Consider the following 18,892-nt stretch of genomic DNA (forward strand, 5'->3'; position numbering starts at 1 on the left):
TAACCCATGGCAAAGAAAACAGTAGCAAGTTTGCACGAAGGTTCTAAAGAAGGTCGTGCTTATACCAAGGTTATCAAAATGGTAAAATCTCCGAAAACTGGAGCATACGTTTTTGATGAACAAATGGTTCCGAACGAAAAAGTACAAGACTTTTTCAAAAAATAATCGAAATAGCATATACGCTATAACTGCAAAATCCTCTCATTGGCGAACAATGAGGGGATTTTTTATTGCTTCTTTTTTTACTTTTCCAATCCTTTGTTATATCTTTGTAGCAAATGTATTATACAAACAAGTGTAAATATGGGATTTTTTAGTTTTTTTTCAAAGGAGAAGAAGGAAACTTTAGATAAAGGATTATCTAAAACCAAAGAGAGCGTATTCAGTAAAATAGCTCGTGCTGTGGCTGGCAAGTCAAAAGTAGACGATGAAGTATTAGATAATCTGGAAGAAGTGCTGATTACATCTGACGTCGGCGTAGAAACAACTTTAAATATTATCAAGCGCATCGAAAAACGTGCTGCTGCAGATAAGTATGTAAATACTCAGGAACTGAATCTTATATTACGTGACGAAATAGCAGCTCTGCTTACTGAAAATAATTCGGGTGATGTAGCTGATTTCGACGTACCCATCGCAAGAAAACCTTATGTCATTATGGTTGTGGGAGTAAATGGGGTAGGTAAAACTACAACCATTGGTAAACTGGCTTATCAATTCAAGAAAGCAGGTAAATCCGTTTACTTGGGAGCCGCTGACACTTTCCGCGCTGCAGCTGTGGAACAGCTAATGATTTGGGGAGAACGGGTAGGAGTTCCCGTAGTTAAACAGAAAATGGGAGCAGATCCCGCATCTGTGGCTTATGACACTCTTAGTTCGGCCGTTGCCAATAACGCAGATGTGGTTATTATTGATACAGCCGGTCGTCTGCACAATAAGGTAGGCTTAATGAACGAGTTGACCAAAATTAAGAATGTGATGAAAAAGGTAGTGCCTGATGCACCGGATGAAGTTTTATTGGTACTGGACGGTTCCACCGGACAAAATGCATTTGAGCAAGCCAAACAATTTACTTTGGCGACGGAAGTTACCGCTATGGCCATCACTAAGCTTGATGGAACCGCTAAAGGTGGTGTTGTGATTGGTATTTCCGATCAATTCAAGATTCCTGTTAAGTATATCGGACTAGGCGAAGGCATGGAAGACCTGCAGGTATTCCGTAAAAATGAATTCGTTGATTCCTTGTTTGGAGAAAATGCATGAAAAGAAAAACAATAGATATTATTACTTTAGGATGTTCTAAAAATCTGGTTGACTCCGAGCAGCTAATGCGCCAATTGGAGGAAGTCGGATACAGCGTAACTCATGACACTGAAAATCCGCAAGGAGAAATTGCGGTAATCAATACATGTGGTTTCATTGGTGATGCCAAAGAAGAATCCATAAATATGATTCTGGAGTTCGCTGAAAGAAAGGAAGAAGGGGATTTAAAGAAACTTTTCGTGATGGGTTGTCTTTCCGAACGCTATCTCAAGGAATTAGCTGTTGAGATACCACAGGTAGATAAGTTTTATGGGAAGTTTAATTGGAAGGAGCTTTTACAGGACTTGGGAAAGGTCTATCACGATGAATTATATATCGAACGGACATTGACAACTCCCCAGCATTATGCTTACCTGAAAATTTCAGAAGGATGTGATCGTAAATGTTCTTATTGTGCTATCCCTATTATTACAGGACACCATATTTCCAAACCAATAGAAGAAATTCTGGACGAAGTACGATACCTGGTATCGCAAGGCGTGAAAGAATTTCAGGTGATCGCACAGGAATTGACTTATTACGGCATAGACCGGTATAAGAAACAAATGCTTCCGGAATTGATTGAGCGTATTTCTGATATACCCGGGGTGGAATGGATTCGCTTGCATTATGCCTATCCAGCACATTTCCCAACAGATTTATTCCGGGTTATGCGCGAACGTGACAATGTATGTAAATACATGGACATTGCCCTTCAGCACATCAGTGACAATATGTTGAAGTTAATGCGCCGACAAGTGAGCAAAGAGGATACTTACCAATTGATCGAACAATTCCGCAGAGAAGTGCCGGGCATTCACCTGAGGACGACTTTAATGGTAGGACATCCCGGAGAAACCGAGGAAGACTTCGAGGATCTCAAAGAATTTGTACGTAAAGTACGTTTTGATCGAATGGGTGCTTTCGCATATTCCGAAGAAGAAGGGACTTATGCTGCAGAAACATACGAAGATTCTATTCCACAAGAGGTTAAACAAGCCCGACTTGATGAATTGATGGATATCCAGCAAGGTATTTCGGCAGAGTTAAGTGCAGAAAAGATCGGTAAACAGATGAAAGTGATCATCGATCGTCTGGAAGGAGATTATTATATCGGACGGACAGAATTTGATTCACCGGAAGTAGATCCGGAAGTATTGATTGATCGTTCAGAGAGAGAACTTAAGATCGGACAGTTTTATCAGGTAGAAGTGGTGAATGCGGACGATTTTGATTTATATGCAAAGATTATAAATGACTATGAATAATAAGGAATTTACATCCGAACTAGCGGAAAGATTGGGATACACAATCAAGGATACTTCCGAATTGATGAATTCTTTGTTGTCCAGTATGACACAAGAATTGGAAGAAGGTAATGTGATTGCAATTCAAGGATTCGGTTCTTTTGAAGTGAAAAAGAAAGCGGAACGGATTTCAATCAACCCGGCAAGCAAACAACGCATGCTGGTTCCACCTAAATTGGTATTATCGTATAGACCTAGCAATACATTGAAAGATAAGTTTAAATAAATATTTCCCGTTATGAATGAAAGACTAACAATTCAAGACCTTACTGACTTATTGGCAGCCAAACATAGCATGACCAAGAAAGACGCCGAAGCGTTTGTTAAAGAGTTTTTCCTCTTGATAGAACAAGCCTTGGAGAACGAAAAGACTGTAAAAATCAAAGGATTGGGAACTTTCAAACTTATTGATGTAGATAGCCGGGAAAGTGTCAATGTCAACACAGGCGAGCGTTTCCAGATAAAAGGACATACAAAAGTCTCATTTTCTCCGGATGCAAATCTAAGGGATACGATAAATAAACCTTTTGCACACTTTGAGACTGTTGTATTGAATGAAAATACAATTCTGGAAGATACTCCGATAGAAGAGACTGAGGAAGAAGAAACAGGAGAGGAAGCATCAGCACAGGCAGTCTTGAATGAGATGGGGGATGACTCTGAAACTACTGTGATAGAAGAAAATGAAGGTACTGATGATGGTCTTTCGGAAGAAGAGCCGATTCAGGAAGAGCAAATAGCCAGTCAGCCACTTGTGGAAGAGTCCATTGAAGAACCTGCTATTACTGAGGAATCTGCAATAGCACAGGAATTGACAGAACAGACATCTCCTAAAGAGTCTGAAGAGATCATTACAGAGACTAATATCGAAGAAAAGGTAGAACAGTTGGAAGATGAAGAGGTTCCGGAGGAGGAAGTGACGATCGATGAGCAGCAACCAGCATCTATAGAAGAAGAAAAAGAAAAGATCACTGCCGAAAAGATTATAGAGCAAGAGCTTCTAAAAGCAAATCTGCAACCTGTGACTCCTATAGTGCCTCCTGCTGAAAAAGAAACGATAAAGCCGGTCCAACCGGAACAAGTATCCCAACCGGTTTCTAAAAAGACAGCCCCGGTGAAGGAAAAATCTCCTGTACCTTATTTAATAGCTGTTATTGTAGTCGTTTTGTTATTATGCGGAGGTGTCATTCTTTTTATTTATTATCCGGATTTATTCTCTTCTTCATCTGACAAGAATGCACTGGATATGCCGCCTGTGACCACTCAACCCGTTCAACCGGAAGCGCAGCTTTCTGATACGATTGCACATAAGGATACTACAAAGGTAATAACGCCTGATGTATCCAAAGTCGCTACCACGACACAACCGGTTGCCAAAAAAGAAGAAGCTATTCCTGTCAAAGCAGAACCTCAAACGGTTACACAACAACCTGCTACTTCTGCCTATCTGGATTCAGCATCTTATAAGATTACGGGAACCAAGACAAAATATACAATCAAAGAAGGAGAAACTTTGACTAGGGTTTCCTTGCGTTTTTATGGTACAAAGGCAATGTGGCCATACATTGTGAAACACAATCCGAAGGTTATTAAGAACCCCAACAATGTACCGTATGGCACAACTATTGAAATACCAGAACTTACAAAAGAATAAGTAGTTATAATCCATTCACCCGACCATGCAAATCCTGTATTGGTCGGGTGAAGTGTTATGGATATACAAAAGCGTATGAAAGTACCTTAATCTAAAGATTTCGCATTGTTTTTTAATAAAAATTAGTTGCAATCGTTAATTATATGGCGTACTTTTGGGGCAAAATAAAAAGCCTTATGACACAGGCAAGGCTTACATAAAATTAATGGGATTTAAATAATAAAATATTAAGTATTTATGGCTGAATCAATTGATATCCGCGAGCTAAATGAGCGGATTGAAAGACAAAGTGCTTTCGTTACCAATCTTACGACAGGTATGGACCAAATCATTGTTGGTCAGAAACATTTGGTTGAATCACTGCTTATCGGATTACTTTCCGATGGACACGTCCTCTTGGAAGGTGTGCCTGGTTTGGCGAAAACTTTGGCTATTAAGACACTCGCTTCTCTGATTGATGCGAAATATAGCCGTATCCAGTTTACGCCGGACTTATTGCCTGCAGACGTTATCGGTACAATGGTTTACAGTCAGAAAGATGAATCTTTTAAAGTGCAGCGCGGACCTATTTTCGCAAACTTTGTATTAGCTGATGAAATTAACCGTGCTCCTGCAAAAGTACAAAGTGCTTTGCTGGAAGCAATGCAAGAACGTCAGGTTACTATTGGTAAAGAAACATTCATGTTACCGGAACCTTTCCTTGTATTGGCAACTCAGAACCCTATCGAACAGGAAGGTACTTATCCGCTTCCTGAAGCACAGGTTGACCGTTTCATGCTGAAAGTAGTCATTGATTATCCGAAGTTGGAAGAAGAAAAATTGATTATTCGTCAGAATATCAATGGTGAGAAGTTCAATGTGAAACCTATTCTAAGAGCGGATGAAATTATTGAAGCACGTAAGGTTGTTCGTCAAGTCTATCTGGATGAGAAGATCGAGCGTTATATTGTAGATATCGTATTTGCAACTCGTTTCCCAGAAAAATATGACCTCAAGGAACTGAAAGATATGATCGGATTCGGAGGTTCACCTCGTGCGTCTATCAATCTGGCTTTAGCTGCTCGTACGTATGCATTCATCAAACGTCGCGGCTACGTTATTCCGGAAGATGTACGTGCTGTAGCACATGATGTTCTTCGTCACCGTATCGGATTGACATACGAAGCTGAAGCTAACAACATGACTTCGGACGAAATCATCAGTAAGATTCTGAATAAGGTTGAAGTACCCTAATTTGTAGTTATAATACAGTCAATAAGTAGTCATAAATATCTATGCATGACTACTTAACTACCTACTAATTAACTACTGTATAAATGGAAACAAGTGAAATACTAAAAAAAGTTCGCCAAATTGAAATAAAGACACGAGGATTGTCTAACAATATCTTTGCAGGCCAGTATCATTCGGCTTTCAAAGGTAGGGGTATGTCATTTTCGGAAGTCCGTGAATATCAATTCGGTGATGATATACGTGACATAGACTGGAATGTGACTGCGCGCTTCAATAAACCTTATGTGAAAGTGTTTGAAGAAGAACGTGAACTGACAGTTATGTTAATGGTTGATGTTTCCGGAAGTTTGGAATTTGGTACGATCAAGCAGTTAAAGAAAGATATGGTGACGGAAATCGCTGCTACTCTTGCTTTCTCTGCCATCCAGAATAATGATAAAATAGGTGTGATTTTCTTTTCAGACCGGATAGAGAAGTTTATTCCTCCCAAGAAAGGACGTAAACATATCTTGTATATTATCCGTGAATTAATTGATTTCCAACCGGAAAGCCGTCGCACAAATATTCGTCTTGCCTTGGAATATTTGACAAACGTAATGAAAAGGCGTTGCACTGCATTTATCTTATCAGATTTTATTGACCAGGAAAGCTTTAAGAATGCGCTGACCATTGCTAACAGGAAACATGATGTAGTAGCATTGCAAGTATACGACAGGAGAGTCAGTGATCTTCCTCCAGTAGGACTGATGCGAATCAAAGATGCAGAAACTGGGCATGAACAATGGATTGACACTTCTTCCAAAGCTGTACGCCGGGCACATCGCGACTGGTGGATACAAAAGCAGACTGAACTGAACGATACTTTTACCAAAAGTAACGTAGATGCTGTATCCGTCAGAACCGATCAGGATTACGTAAAGGCATTGTTGAATTTATTTGCCAAACGAAATTAATGGAATCAAAGATGAATAGAAATATTATTCTGATAGCATTATTAGGTCTATTGTTTGTCAGTAAAGCAGTAGCACAGTCTGTTACAGTAGAAGCAAAAATTGATTCACTGCAGATACTGATCGGCGAACAGGCGAAAGTGCAACTGCAAGTAGCCATGGATGCCAAACAGCGTGCTATTTTTCCTGCTTACACTGATACACTGGTAAGAGGTGTGGAAATTATAGAAACAGTCAAACCAGATACCCAATTCCTGAATGATCGTCAGCGGATGGTGATTACGCAGGAGTACATTATCACTTCTTTTGACTCTGCTCTATATTATCTCCCGCCAATGCCAGTTACCGTAGATGGGAAAGTGTACAACTCCAAAGCTCTCGCATTAAAAGTATATTCAATGCCGGTTGACACCTTACATCCGGACCAGTTCTTCGGACAAAAATCTGTGATGAAAGCTCCTTTTGCATGGGAAGACTGGTATGGATTGATCGCTTGTTCATTCTTGGCTTTACCTTTGCTTGGTTTGCTGATCTATCTGATTGTTCGCATACGTGATAATAAACCGATTATCCGTAAAATTAAAGTTGAACCTAAATTGCCGCCACATCAGGCTGCAATGAAAGAGATAGAACGTATCAAGACAGAGAAGGTGTGGCAGAAAGGGCAATCGAAGGAGTACTATACCGAACTTACCGATGCTATTCGTACATATATTAAGGATCGTTTCGGATTTAATGCATTGGAAATGACTTCTTCTGAAATAATTGATCAGTTACTGGAAATGAATGATAAAGAGGCCATATCAGACCTAAAACTATTGTTCCAGACTGCTGATTTAGTGAAGTTCGCCAAGCATAATCCTCAGATGAATGAAAACGATGCCAATTTGATTAACGCCATTGATTTTATCAATGAGACCAAACAACTGGAAGAGGAAAATCAGAAACCGCAACCAACGGAAATCACTATTATTGAGAAACGTTCTTTACGTGTTAAAGCTATGCTGATTTGTGGAATTGCATTGTTATCAGCAGCATTGATCGGTACCTTTATATATATAGGTCTACAGTTATACAATCTTTTTGTATAAAGGATGTATAGCTTAATACTAAATAGTAAACTGTTAAATCATAAATAAAATGGTTTTTGCCAATATTGAATATCTGTTTTTGCTATTATTGCTTATACCGTATATTGTATGGTATATCCTGAAGCAAAAGAAAAGTGAAGCAACTCTTCAAATTTCAGATGCCCGGGTATATGCGCATACACCTAAAAGTTATAAGAATTATTTGTTGCATGTTCCATTTCTATTACGCTGCCTTGCTTTAGTACTGGTTATTTTGGTTCTTGCACGCCCGCAAACTACTAATAAGTGGCAGAACAGTGAGATAGAAGGAATTGATATTATGCTGGCTATCGACGTTTCTACCAGTATGCTGGCTGAAGACTTGAAGCCGAACAGACTGGAAGCTGCTAAAGACGTAGCTGCAGAGTTTATCAATGGACGTCCCAATGATAATATCGGTATTACATTATTTGCAGGAGAAACTTTCACCCAATGTCCGTTGACTGTAGACCATGCTGTATTATTGGATATGATACATAATATCAAATGTGGTCTTATCACTGACGGTACTGCTGTCGGTATGGGTATTGCAAATGCTGTAACCCGCTTAAAAGATAGCAAAGCGAAATCCAAAGTTATTATCCTATTGACGGATGGTACAAATAACAAGGGAGATATTTCGCCTATGACAGCGGCAGAAATAGCAAAAAGCTTTGGTATTCGTGTATATACCATCGGAGTAGGTACCAATGGAATGGCTCCTTATCCTTATCCAGTCGGAAATACGGTGCAATATGTAAGTATGCCGGTAGAAATTGATGAAAAGACATTGACAGAGATTGCCGGAACGACAGATGGTAACTATTTCCGGGCTACGAGCAACTCGAAGCTTAAAGAAGTATATGAAGAAATTGATAAACTGGAAAAGACGAAACTGAATGTAAAAGAGTATAGTAAGCGGGACGAAGAATATCATTGGTTTGCTTTAGCAGCTTTCCTCTGTGTCTTGTTGGAAGTACTATTACGTAATTCGGTACTCAAGAAAATTCCATAAGGATGTTTGTCAATCGTTATTTGCCAATCATAAAATAGTAAGAAGATGTTTCGATTTGGAGAACCTACATATTTATATTTATTGTTGCTATTACCTTTTTTAGCAGCTTTCTACTTGTATTCCAATTACAAGAGGAGAAAGAATATCCGACGTTTCGGAGATCCGACTTTGTTGGCTCAGTTAATGCCTGACGTATCCAAATATCGTCCGGATGTAAAATTCTGGATTATTTTTGTTGCTATTGGTTTGTTCTCCGTATTACTGGCACGCCCTCAATTCGGTTCAAAACTGGAAACGGTTAAACGCAAGGGAGTAGAGGTAATTATTGCTTTGGACATTTCAAACTCTATGTTAGCGCAGGATGTACAGCCTAGCCGTTTAGAAAAAGCAAAAAGATTAATATCCAGATTAGTAGATGAGCTTGATAATGATAAGGTAGGTATGATTGTATTTGCCGGTGACGCTTTTACACAGCTGCCAATTACAAGTGACTATATTTCCGCTAAGATGTTCTTAGAATCCATTAGTCCTTCGTTGATTTCTAAACAGGGTACAGCTATTGGGGAAGCAATCAATCTGGCAGCTCGTAGTTTCACTCCGCAAGAAGGGGTAGGACGCGCCATTATTGTTATTACTGATGGTGAAAATCATGAAGGTGGTGCAGTGGAAGCTGCCAAAGCTGCGGCAGAAAAGGGTATTCAGGTAAGTGTATTGGGAGTAGGTATGCCTGATGGCGCTCCAATACCGGTGGAAGGAACGAATGATTACCGCCGCGACCGGGAAGGTAATGTGATTGTTACCCGTTTGAATGAAGCTATGTGTCAGGAAATTGCAAAAGAAGGAAAAGGTATATATGTACGAGTAGATAATTCTAATTCAGCCCAAAAGGCCATCAATCAAGAAGTGAATAAAATGGCGAAATCTGATGTAGAGTCGAAAGTATATACGGAGTTTAACGAACAATTCCAGGCTATTGCATGGGTTATTCTACTATTGTTATTGGCAGAAATCTTAATTCTGGATCGCAAAAATCCTTTATTTAAGAACATTCACCTGTTTTCTAATAAGAAATAGTTATACGTATGTTAAAAAGTAAATATATTCTATTCGCTGTATTTCTGTTAGCGGCAGCTGGTGTATCGGCTCAGAAAGCAGAACGCGACTATATCCGTAAGGGAAACCGTCTGTTTAATGATAGCGTATTTGTTGATGCAGAGGTGAACTATCGGAAGGCCTTGGAAGCTAATCCCAAGTCTACGGTATCCATGTATAATCTGGGAAATACCCTTTCGCAACAGCAAAAGTTTCAGGATGCCATGGAACAATATGTATCGGCCAGCAAAATAGAAAAAGATAAAATGAAACTCGCCCATATTTATCACAATATGGGAGTAATTTTCCAGGCTGGTAAAGACTATGCCAAAGCTGTAGATGCATATAAAATGTCACTGCGTAATAATCCTACCGATCATGAAACCCGGTACAATTTGGCTCTCGCACAGAAAATGCTGAAAGACCAACAAAATCAGCAGAATCAAGATCAAAATCAGGACCAAAACAAAGATCAGCAAAAGCAAGATCAGAAACAGGACCAGAATAAAGACAAACAGAAGGATCAGAAACAAGATGAAAAGAAAGATCAGCAGCAACCACCGAAATCTGAAAAGAAACAAGACAATCAGATGTCAAAGGAGAATGCTGAACAATTACTGAACTCTGTCATGCAGGACGAAAAAGATGTGCAGGATAAAGTGAAGAAGCAACAAAAAGTTATGCAAGGCGGTCGCTTGGAAAAAGATTGGTAATATAAAGTTGATGATATAAATTTCATAAGCAATGAAAAAACTGATTATTATATTGATGGCATTGATAGCATATAGCACTCATGTGTTTGCTGATAAGGTGTCTTTTACTGCTTCTGCTCCTGATGCAGTGGTAGTAGGCGAACAATTCAGGCTGTCGTATATTGTAACTACACAAAAAGTGAAAGATTTTCGGGCACCATCAATCAAAGGTTTTGATGTATTGATGGGTCCAAGCCGTTCACAACAAAGTAGTACTCAAATAGTGAATGGTAATGTTACATCTACTAGCAGTATTACATTTACATACATATTAATGGCTAATAATGCCGGAGAATACACAATACCCGGTGCCTCCATTATTGCCGATGGTGACCAAATGGTGTCAAACTCAGTAAAGATTAAAGTATTGCCACAAGATCAAGGTGGCAATAGCGGACAAAATAATAGTAGTAGTGGTTCTATACATTCCTCATCTGGTACAAGTGTCTCTAATCAGGACCTTTTTATTATGGCAAGTGCCAGTAAAACAAATGTGTATGAACAGGAGGCTTTTGTCCTGACCTATAAAATATACACCAGAGAATCCAACTTACAACTTAATAATGCGAAATTGCCCGACTTTAAAGGTTTCCATTCTCAAGAAATAGAAATGACAACCAATGCAAGATGGACTCCCGAACATTATCAGGGACGTAATTACTATACAACGGTTTATCGCCAGTTTGTTCTCTTCCCGCAACAATCAGGAAAGCTATATATTGATCCGGCACAGTTCCAGATGACTATCGGAAAACCTGTGCAATCAGATGATCCTTTTGATGCCTTCTTCAATGGAGGAAGTAATGTCATTGAAATTAAAAAAAATATTTCCACTCCTAAGATAGCAATAAATGTCAATCCGCTTCCTACGGGTAAACCTGCAGATTTTTCAGGTGGAGTGGGAGAGTTCAATATATCTTCTTCTATCAACAGTAAGGAACTGAAAACCAATGATGCTATTACTATTAAACTGGTAATATCCGGTACAGGTAACCTGAAATTGATTTCTAATCCGGAAATTAAATTCCCGGATGATTTTGAAGTATATGATCCCAAAGTAGACAATCAAGTCAGATTAACCCGGGAAGGACTCACAGGCAATAAAGTTATTGAATATTTGGCAATTCCGAGACATGCCGGAACATATAAGATTCCGGGAGTATCTTTCAGCTATTTTGATATTCGCTCCAAGTCTTACAAAACACTGAAAACAGAAGATTATGTAGTAAATGTTGAGAAAGGTGCAGGTAATGCGGATCAAGTAATTGCTAACTTCACGAATAAAGAGGACTTGAAAGTATTAGGTGAAGACATCCGTTATATCAAACAGAATGAAGTTACTCTCCAACCTAAAGGAAGTTTCTTCTATGGTTCAATGACATATTGGTTATTCTATATCATTCCGGCTCTTGCCTTTATTATTTTCTTTATTATTTATCGTAAGCAAGCTGCTGAAAATGCAAATGTTGCTAAAATGCGTACGAAGAAAGCAAATAAAGTGGCAACGAAGCGTATGAAGCTTGCAGGAAAATTACTCTCCGAAAATAAAAAAGATGCTTTCTACGATGAGGTATTAAAGGCATTGTGGGGATATATAAGTGACAAACTGAATATTCCGGTATCTCGTTTATCTAAAGATAATATTGAAGAGAAACTAAGAAATCACGGAGTAAATGAGGAACTAATCAAAGAATTCCTGAATGCATTGAATGATTGTGAATTTGCACGGTTTGCTCCAGGTGATGAGAATCAAGCTATGGATAAAGTTTATTCTTCTTCAATAGAAGTAATAAGCAAAATGGAGAATTCAATAAAACATTAACCCAGAAGAGATTATGTCATGAAAAAGATATTATTTTTTATATTATTATCAATGTCGCTTACTTGTTTCGGACAAGATTCGTTAAGCATTGATACTAGACAAACGAATGGAGTTGATTCTATCCACGCTTCGCATACCACATTTTCCAGTAATACACTGGAAGATGCAACAAAAGCTGAAGGAGATTCCGCATATATAAAAGAAGATTATGCAGCAGCTATTCAGATATATGAAGCATTACTGAAAAATGGAGAAGCTGCCGACGTCTATTACAATCTGGGAAATAGTTATTATAAAATAGGGGAGATAGCGAAAGCTGTTTTAAATTATGAGCGTGCTCTGCTATTACAACCAGGAAATGGTGACATCCGTGCTAATCTTGAAGTGGCACGTGCAAAAACAATAGACAAGGTTGAACCTGTTCCTGAAGTATTCTTTGTTTCATGGATCAAATCTCTGACAAATAGTATGAGTGTAGATGCATGGGCCACATGGGGTATTGTCTCCTTTATTCTATTGATTATCGCTTTCTATTTCTTTATATTCTCCAAACAGATTATGTTAAAGAAAATAGGATTCATATCAGGAATCATTTTGCTGATTGTCACTGTTTGCTCTAATCTTTTTGCTTCGCAACAAAAAGAGCATTTGGTTAATCGAAGTGAGGCGATAGTAATGAATCCGAGTGTAACAGTACGAAGTACTCCAAGTGAGAGTGGGACTAGCTTGTTTATTCTCCATGAAGGGAGAAAGGTAAGTGTCAAAGACAACTCTATGAAAGAATGGAAAGAAATTCGACTGGAAGATGGAAAAGTCGGGTGGGTACCTGCTTCTGCTATCGAGGTGATATAAAGGTCATTAATAGATTTTATATATTCAAGAAAAAAAGATAAGCAAATAATTTGTTTTATCTTTTTTTTTGCTTAAGTTTATAGCGTGATAAAAAAATCACATAGTATTAACCATTAAATTTATGAGACATGAGAACAATAACGTTTAATGAACTTCGTAAAATTAAAGATTCATTGCCTAGCGGTAGCATGCATAGAATAGCAGACGAACTTGGTTTGCACGTAGATACAGTGCGAAACTTCTTCGGAGGACACAATTTCAAGGAGGGAAAAAGCGTCGGAATACATCTCGAGCCCGGTCCAGATGGTGGGCTTGTAATGTTGGATGACACGACCGTTCTTGATCGGGCTTTAAAAATCCTAGATGAATTGAATATGAGTATGCAAAAAGAACAGGCTACCGAATCTGTGCAAGTTTAAAATATAACAAACTGAATCCCAATTGAATCAAACAATTGGGATTTCTTATTTGTTTTCACCTTATAAAATGTACATTTATGGAAGACAAATTAGTAACCCTGGCCATTCTGACATACACCAAAGCGCAGATCTTAAAGAATGTCTTGGAAAATGAAGGTATAGAAACCTACATTCATAACGTTAATCAAATACAACCGGTTGTTTCATCAGGAGTGCGTTTACGAATTAAAGAAAGCGATCTGCCACGTGCTTTGAAAATAACAGAAAGTTCTACATGGCTGTCTGAAAGTATAGTGGGAGAGAAGGAGCCCAAAGTAAAAGATAAATCAAATAAGATTTTAATTCCCGTCGACTTCTCTAATTATTCGATGAAAGCATGTGAATTTGCATTCAACCTGGCAAAAACAGAAAATGCAGAAGTCATCCTGTTGCATGTCTATTTCACGCCTATTTATGCATCGTCGTTGCCTTATGGGGATGTTTTCAATTACCAGATTGGAGATGAAGAATCTGTAAAAACGATTATCCAAAAAGTCCATTCTGATCTCAATGCTTTATCAGAGAAGATAAAAGAAAAAGTTACATCAGGCGAATTTCCCAACGTTAAATATAGCTGCATCTTACGTGAAGGTATTCCAGAGGAGGAAATCTTAAGATATGCTAAAGAACAGCGTCCTATGGTCATCATTATGGGTACCCGAGGCAAAAATCAGAAAGACATTGATTTAATTGGCAGTGTAACCGCTGAAGTTATTGACAGGAGTCGCACGGCTGTATTGGCTATTCCGGAAAATACACCATTTAAACAGTTTAGTGAAGCAAAACGGATTGCCTTTATTACCAATTTTGATCAAAGAGATCTAATTGCTTTCGAGGCATTCTTTAATACTTGGAAATCATTCCATTTTTCTGTATCTTTGATACACCTTACAGATTCTAAAGATACCTGGAATGAAATAAAACTAGCAGGTATAAAAGAATATTTTCACAAGCAATATCCGGGGCTTGAAATTCATTATGACGTAGTGATGAATGATAATTTATTAAAAGGACTTGATCAGTATATCAAAGATAATCATATAGATATAATCACTTTGACTTCTTACAAAAGGAATATATTTGCTCGATTATTTAATCCAAGTATTGCCAGAAAAATGATTTTCCATTCAGATACACCATTGCTTGTTATTAACAGCTGATCAAATCAGGCAAAAAATGAGCATCCAAGATTAGGGAATAATAAGTATTATGTTTAATAGAAAAAGGAGTAATATAATGACCTTACTCCTTTTTCTATTTTTATTTAAATGAAGAAATTTACCTGTTCCACTCAAGTCCATATCAAATATAAGATTTTTCAATTACTACTTTAAACTATTGAATAAAAAAAAGAAGACTACTATTTCTAATAGCCTTCTTATATTTTTTCAGAAAACGATCTTACTTCATCATCTTATCGATTTCTTCGAATTCAGGTCCCATATTCAAGTTATAGTAAACTCTGTAAAGACCTTGCAACCATAAATCTTGTTGATCGGGTTTTAAGGCTCTGGCTTTTTCATAGAATGGTTTAGCTTCTTCGTAGAATTTCTTAACCACAGCTTGTGCTTCAGCGTACTTAGGATCATTGATATCTGTTGTTGCTTTATCAGCATAATCCTGTGCTTTCATCAAATATACCAAACCTACATTAGAGTATGCTTCTGCATATTCCGGATCAGCAGCAATAGCTTTTTTGTAGTATTCGATTGCATTATCATATTCTTTCATATTATGATAAAGATATGCTTTTACATACAAATACAACTTGTTATTCGGATCATTAGCTAACATTCTATCAGCAAACTCCATAGCTTTAGAAGCTTGATTAGAGCTATTATAATAATCAACCAAATTAGCGAAGAAATAATCATTTCCAGGGAACTTAAGGATACCCTCTTCCAAAGACTTAATCCATGCAGCAGTATCACCTTTAGCTTTATAAGCATCAGCCATCAATTGCATTGCAAATTTACCTCCATCTTTATCGGATAAAGCCATAGGAGCATATTTAATGATCGCATCTTTATCGCCTACTCTATCAGCAGCTAATGTTGCATAATAAGCAATTTGCGGAAGAAGAGTATCGTTTTTAGCCAATTCTTTATCAGCTAACATCGGATAAGAAGCTGACTCTACATAGGTTGCAAAGAACTTCAAAGCCTCTTTATTCTTGTCCAGGTTGAAATACTGAATACCACCATTAATCAAATTAGGACGTTCAGCCAACATACTGGAAGCATTAGCCTTCCGATATTTGTTTTTAACTTTTCCCTTTTCATTAGGTATTTCCGCTAATTCATCACACTTATTATAGTACTCATACATTTTCAGAATACTATTGTATACTTTCAATGTATCATACGGTTTCTTCAAAAAAGCATTTTTCATTTGCTCCTCGTTGATACGTCTCTGAATAAATCCAGCAACGTCCCATGTGTCAGCAAGATCCTTCGTTTCAGGATTCTTCATAGCCTCCTTAATAAGCTGTTCAGCCTGCTTAAAATTAGGTTTTACGTCATTAGCCATACTCTTTGCTTCTTTCACATTCTTCATCTGAGCGAATGAGAAGCTAACAGCCATCAATAAAACCATAGAAAATAATACTCTTTTCATGATTGTTGTTTGATTAATTATTAATATTATGTCTATTCCTCAATTTCGTTATTGCTTTCGTTTTCATTTACGTCCGCTGCATCATCAATATCAGGAACATCAGCATTCGGATCACTCACGATTGTACCCTCTGCCTCTTCTGCCGGAATTTCATCTTCAAGACTTTCTGTCATAACCTTACATACCGAACCAATCTGGTCGTTACGTTTTTCAAGATTTATCAGACGAACGCCTTGAGTAGCACGGCCCATTATACGAACATCCGCTACCTTCAAACGAATAGTGATACCAGACTTATTGATAATCATCAAGTCATTTTCATCGGTTACCGACTTGATTGTTACCAACTTACCTGTCTTTTCGGTAATATTCATGGTCTTCACACCCTTACCTCCACGGTTCGTTTTACGATAGTCTTCAATTTCAGAACGTTTACCATATCCTTGTTCGGAAACTACCATTACAGATTCTGTTTCCAAATCTTTGATACAAATCATTCCTACTACTTCATCCTGACCATCATTATCCAACGTAATACCACGTACACCTGTTGCTGTACGTCCCATTACACGAACTGCTGCCTCATGGAAACGAATTGCACGACCATTGCGGTTTGCAATGATGATTTCATTATTTCCATTCGTCATACGAACTTCAATTACGCTATCATCTTCGCGGATAGTTATAGCATTTACACCATTCTGACGAGGACGAGAATACTGTTCAAGCAATGTCTTCTTTATTACACCTTTCTTAGTACAGAATAATACATAGTGGCTATTGATAAACTCGGAATCCTCTAAACTCTTCACACGCAAGTATGCAGTTACATTATCATCCGAATCAATATTCAACAAGTTCTGAATAGCACGGCCCTTAGAATTCTTCGTTCCTTCAGGTATTTCATATACTTTCAGCCAATAACACTTACCCTTTTGTGTAAAGAACATCATGGTATTGTGCATGGTAGCAGGATAAATATGCTCTACAAAGTCTTCATCACGGGTTTCCGTACCTTTCGAACCTACTCCACCACGATTTTGTGCACGGAATTCGGTCAACGGTGTACGTTTAATATAACCCATATGAGAAATTGTAATAATCATCTGATCATCTGCATAGAAGTCTTCCGGATTAAATTCTTCTGAAGAATAAACAATTTCAGAGCGACGTACATCTCCATATTTCGCTTTGACTTCTAACAATTCCTCTTTCATTACCCGACGACATACTTCATCATCAGCCAGAATACTTTCCAAATAAGCTATCTGCTTCATTATTTCTTCGTATTCCGCATGAAGCTGATCCTGCATCAGACCGGTTAACTGACGCAAACGCATTTCTACAATTGCACGAGCCTGAATTTCTGTCAGGTTAAATCGCTCAATCAAGCCTGTTATTGCGTCATTCGGAGTTTTTGCAGCACGAATGATACGAATTACTTCATCAATATTATCTGAAGCAATAATCAAACCTTCAAGAATGTGCGCACGCTCTTTCGCCTTACGAAGATCGAACTGAGTACGACGAATAACAACTTCGTGTCTATGCTCTATGAAATATTTAATTAAATCTCTTAGATTCAACGTTTTTGGACGTCCATGAACCAAAGCCACATTGTTAACACCAAAAGAGGTCTGCAAAGCTGTCATTTTATAGAGTTTATTCAACACTACACTTGCATTTGCATCACGTTTTATGTCAATAACAATACGCATACCATCACGGTCAGACTCATCGTTGGCATTTGAGATACCTTCTATCTTCTTATCATTTACAAGATCAGCAATATATTTAATCAGTTCGGCCTTATTTACATTATAAGGAATCTCTGTTATTACGATCTTGTCATGTGTTTGTCCGCTTTCAATTTCAGCTTTCGCACGCATAATTACACGTCCGCGACCTGTCAAATATGCTTCGCGTACACCACTCACACCATATATATATCCGCCAGTAGGGAAATCCGGTGCTTTAACAAATTCCATCAGTTCCTCTACCGTAATTTCCGGATTATCAATATATGCATCACATGCTTCAATCACTTCCGAAAGATTATGAGGAGGCATATTGGTAGCCATACCAACAGCAATACCGGATGCTCCGTTCACCAGAAGGTTCGGGATACGCGTCGGCATCACCTTAGGTTCCACCAGCGTATTATCAAAGTTTGGCTCAAAATCAACGGTTTCCTTATACAGGTCATCCATCATTGCTTCACCCAACTTATTGAGACGAGCTTCTGTATAACGCATAGCAGCAGGGCTATCACCATCCACAGAACCAAAGTTTCCCTGTCCATCTACCAAAGGATAACGCATTGCCCATTCCTGCGCCATACGTACCATTGCAAAATAAACAGAAGAATCCCCATGAGGATGATACTTACCAAGTACCTCACCCACGATTCTCGCTGACTTTTTATAAGGTTTGTCTGAAGTATTGCCTAATTCCATCATTCCGTATAAAATTCTACGGTGAACAGGCTTAAATCCATCTCTAACATCCGGAAGGGCACGCGAAACGATGACCGACATGGAGTAGTCAATGTACGATGACTTCATTTCCTCCTCGATGTTAATCTTTATAATTCTGTCTTGTTCAAGCATTTAAAATGATTATTAATTATACATTCTACGGTTTGTGAAAAACCACGCTAAAGTACTACTTTTCCCCGATATACGAAAGTTTTTAGAAAGAAAGTTTTATCATGACCGAGACGATAACCCG

17 protein-coding genes are annotated in these 18,892 nt (G+C 38.1%); 15 read left to right on the forward strand and 2 right to left on the reverse strand.

Annotated features, from left to right (window positions below; all coding sequences use genetic code 11):
* Window positions 1-6: 6 nt before the first annotated feature.
* From Bovatus_RS24540 to Bovatus_RS03610, 15 genes are all read left to right on the forward strand, one after another.
* Window positions 7-165, forward strand: a complete 159-nt coding sequence (locus tag Bovatus_RS24540) for a DUF4295 domain-containing protein (RefSeq protein ID WP_004295982.1) — start codon at window positions 7-9, stop codon at window positions 163-165.
* Window positions 166-303: 138 nt separating this feature from the next.
* Window positions 304-1,263, forward strand: coding sequence for a signal recognition particle-docking protein FtsY (gene ftsY / locus Bovatus_RS03545; RefSeq protein WP_004295981.1), 960 nt, complete (start codon window positions 304-306; stop codon window positions 1,261-1,263).
* A complete protein-coding gene (gene rimO, locus Bovatus_RS03550; RefSeq protein ID WP_004295980.1) occupies window positions 1,260-2,570 on the forward strand; it encodes a 30S ribosomal protein S12 methylthiotransferase RimO in 1,311 nt (436 codons plus the stop codon). The genes ftsY and rimO overlap by 4 nt, the downstream gene beginning before the upstream one ends.
* A complete protein-coding gene (locus Bovatus_RS03555; protein WP_004306073.1) occupies window positions 2,563-2,835 on the forward strand; it encodes an HU family DNA-binding protein in 273 nt (90 codons plus the stop codon). Before rimO ends, Bovatus_RS03555 begins: the two co-directional genes overlap by 8 nt.
* 12 nt (window positions 2,836-2,847) lie before the next feature.
* Window positions 2,848-4,263: an HU family DNA-binding protein gene (locus Bovatus_RS03560; RefSeq protein WP_004295978.1), complete on the forward strand. Its 1,416-nt coding sequence runs from the start codon at window positions 2,848-2,850 to the stop codon at window positions 4,261-4,263.
* Window positions 4,264-4,500: 237 nt separating this feature from the next.
* The gene (locus Bovatus_RS03565) at window positions 4,501-5,496 is read left to right on the forward strand and encodes an AAA family ATPase (RefSeq protein WP_004295977.1); all 996 of its coding nucleotides are present in this window, start codon (window positions 4,501-4,503) and stop codon (window positions 5,494-5,496) included.
* An 83-nt stretch (window positions 5,497-5,579) separates the two neighbouring features.
* The gene (locus tag Bovatus_RS03570; RefSeq protein WP_004295976.1) at window positions 5,580-6,449 is read left to right on the forward strand and encodes a DUF58 domain-containing protein; all 870 of its coding nucleotides are present in this window, start codon (window positions 5,580-5,582) and stop codon (window positions 6,447-6,449) included.
* Entirely contained in the window at window positions 6,449-7,537 is a 1,089-nt protein-coding gene (locus Bovatus_RS03575) for a hypothetical protein (RefSeq protein ID WP_004295975.1), read from the forward strand. The genes Bovatus_RS03570 and Bovatus_RS03575 overlap by 1 nt, the downstream gene beginning before the upstream one ends.
* 49 nt (window positions 7,538-7,586) lie before the next feature.
* Window positions 7,587-8,570: a vWA domain-containing protein gene (locus tag Bovatus_RS03580; protein ID WP_004295974.1), complete on the forward strand. Its 984-nt coding sequence runs from the start codon at window positions 7,587-7,589 to the stop codon at window positions 8,568-8,570.
* Window positions 8,571-8,615: 45 nt separating this feature from the next.
* A complete protein-coding gene (locus tag Bovatus_RS03585) occupies window positions 8,616-9,644 on the forward strand; it encodes a VWA domain-containing protein (protein ID WP_004295973.1) in 1,029 nt (342 codons plus the stop codon).
* 8 nt (window positions 9,645-9,652) lie between these two features.
* Window positions 9,653-10,375 (forward strand): tetratricopeptide repeat protein, encoded by a 723-nt coding sequence (locus tag Bovatus_RS03590; RefSeq protein WP_004295972.1) that lies wholly within the window; start codon window positions 9,653-9,655, stop codon window positions 10,373-10,375.
* A gap of 31 nt (window positions 10,376-10,406) precedes the next feature.
* Window positions 10,407-12,236, forward strand: a complete 1,830-nt coding sequence (locus tag Bovatus_RS03595; protein WP_004295971.1) for a BatD family protein — start codon at window positions 10,407-10,409, stop codon at window positions 12,234-12,236.
* Between the two features lie 18 nt (window positions 12,237-12,254).
* Entirely contained in the window at window positions 12,255-13,088 is an 834-nt protein-coding gene (locus Bovatus_RS03600) for a tetratricopeptide repeat protein (RefSeq protein WP_004295970.1), read from the forward strand.
* A 128-nt stretch (window positions 13,089-13,216) separates the two neighbouring features.
* Window positions 13,217-13,507: a hypothetical protein gene (locus tag Bovatus_RS03605; protein ID WP_004295969.1), complete on the forward strand. Its 291-nt coding sequence runs from the start codon at window positions 13,217-13,219 to the stop codon at window positions 13,505-13,507.
* Window positions 13,508-13,584: 77 nt separating this feature from the next.
* Complete coding sequence (locus Bovatus_RS03610) at window positions 13,585-14,706, forward strand: universal stress protein (RefSeq protein ID WP_004295968.1); 1,122 nt, start codon at window positions 13,585-13,587, stop codon at window positions 14,704-14,706.
* Between the two features lie 241 nt (window positions 14,707-14,947).
* Here the strand turns inward: Bovatus_RS03610 and Bovatus_RS03615 are convergent, their stop codons facing one another.
* Window positions 14,948-16,162, reverse strand: a complete 1,215-nt coding sequence (locus Bovatus_RS03615) for a tetratricopeptide repeat protein (protein WP_004295966.1) — start codon at window positions 16,160-16,162, stop codon at window positions 14,948-14,950.
* Between the two features lie 32 nt (window positions 16,163-16,194).
* On the reverse strand, window positions 16,195-18,771 hold the full coding sequence (gyrA, locus tag Bovatus_RS03620; RefSeq protein ID WP_004295965.1) for a DNA gyrase subunit A: 2,577 nt from the start codon (window positions 18,769-18,771) through the stop codon (window positions 16,195-16,197).
* Window positions 18,772-18,892: the final 121 nt, after the last annotated feature.

The sequence above is a fragment of the Bacteroides ovatus genome (assembly GCF_001314995.1).
GTDB classification, from domain to species: domain Bacteria; phylum Bacteroidota; class Bacteroidia; order Bacteroidales; family Bacteroidaceae; genus Bacteroides; species Bacteroides ovatus.

Excerpts from the sequence above, each read along its gene's own strand:
- Bovatus_RS24540 (WP_004295982.1), top strand. The coding sequence starts at position 7 with ATGGCAAAGAAAACAGTAGCAAGTTTGCACGAAGGTTCTAAAGAAGGT.
- ftsY (WP_004295981.1), top strand. The coding sequence starts at position 304 with ATGGGATTTTTTAGTTTTTTTTCAAAGGAGAAGAAGGAAACTTTAGAT.
- rimO (WP_004295980.1), top strand. The coding sequence starts at position 1,260 with ATGAAAAGAAAAACAATAGATATTATTACTTTAGGATGTTCTAAAAAT.
- Bovatus_RS03555 (WP_004306073.1), top strand. The coding sequence starts at position 2,563 with ATGAATAATAAGGAATTTACATCCGAACTAGCGGAAAGATTGGGATAC.
- Bovatus_RS03560 (WP_004295978.1), top strand. The coding sequence starts at position 2,848 with ATGAATGAAAGACTAACAATTCAAGACCTTACTGACTTATTGGCAGCC.
- Bovatus_RS03565 (WP_004295977.1), top strand. The coding sequence starts at position 4,501 with ATGGCTGAATCAATTGATATCCGCGAGCTAAATGAGCGGATTGAAAGA.
- Bovatus_RS03570 (WP_004295976.1), top strand. The coding sequence starts at position 5,580 with ATGGAAACAAGTGAAATACTAAAAAAAGTTCGCCAAATTGAAATAAAG.
- Bovatus_RS03575 (WP_004295975.1), top strand. The coding sequence starts at position 6,449 with ATGGAATCAAAGATGAATAGAAATATTATTCTGATAGCATTATTAGGT.
- Bovatus_RS03580 (WP_004295974.1), top strand. The coding sequence starts at position 7,587 with ATGGTTTTTGCCAATATTGAATATCTGTTTTTGCTATTATTGCTTATA.
- Bovatus_RS03585 (WP_004295973.1), top strand. The coding sequence starts at position 8,616 with ATGTTTCGATTTGGAGAACCTACATATTTATATTTATTGTTGCTATTA.
- Bovatus_RS03590 (WP_004295972.1), top strand. The coding sequence starts at position 9,653 with ATGTTAAAAAGTAAATATATTCTATTCGCTGTATTTCTGTTAGCGGCA.
- Bovatus_RS03595 (WP_004295971.1), top strand. The coding sequence starts at position 10,407 with ATGAAAAAACTGATTATTATATTGATGGCATTGATAGCATATAGCACT.
- Bovatus_RS03600 (WP_004295970.1), top strand. The coding sequence starts at position 12,255 with ATGAAAAAGATATTATTTTTTATATTATTATCAATGTCGCTTACTTGT.
- Bovatus_RS03605 (WP_004295969.1), top strand. The coding sequence starts at position 13,217 with ATGAGAACAATAACGTTTAATGAACTTCGTAAAATTAAAGATTCATTG.
- Bovatus_RS03610 (WP_004295968.1), top strand. The coding sequence starts at position 13,585 with ATGGAAGACAAATTAGTAACCCTGGCCATTCTGACATACACCAAAGCG.
- Bovatus_RS03615 (WP_004295966.1), bottom strand. The coding sequence starts at position 16,162 with ATGAAAAGAGTATTATTTTCTATGGTTTTATTGATGGCTGTTAGCTTC.
- gyrA (WP_004295965.1), bottom strand. The coding sequence starts at position 18,771 with ATGCTTGAACAAGACAGAATTATAAAGATTAACATCGAGGAGGAAATG.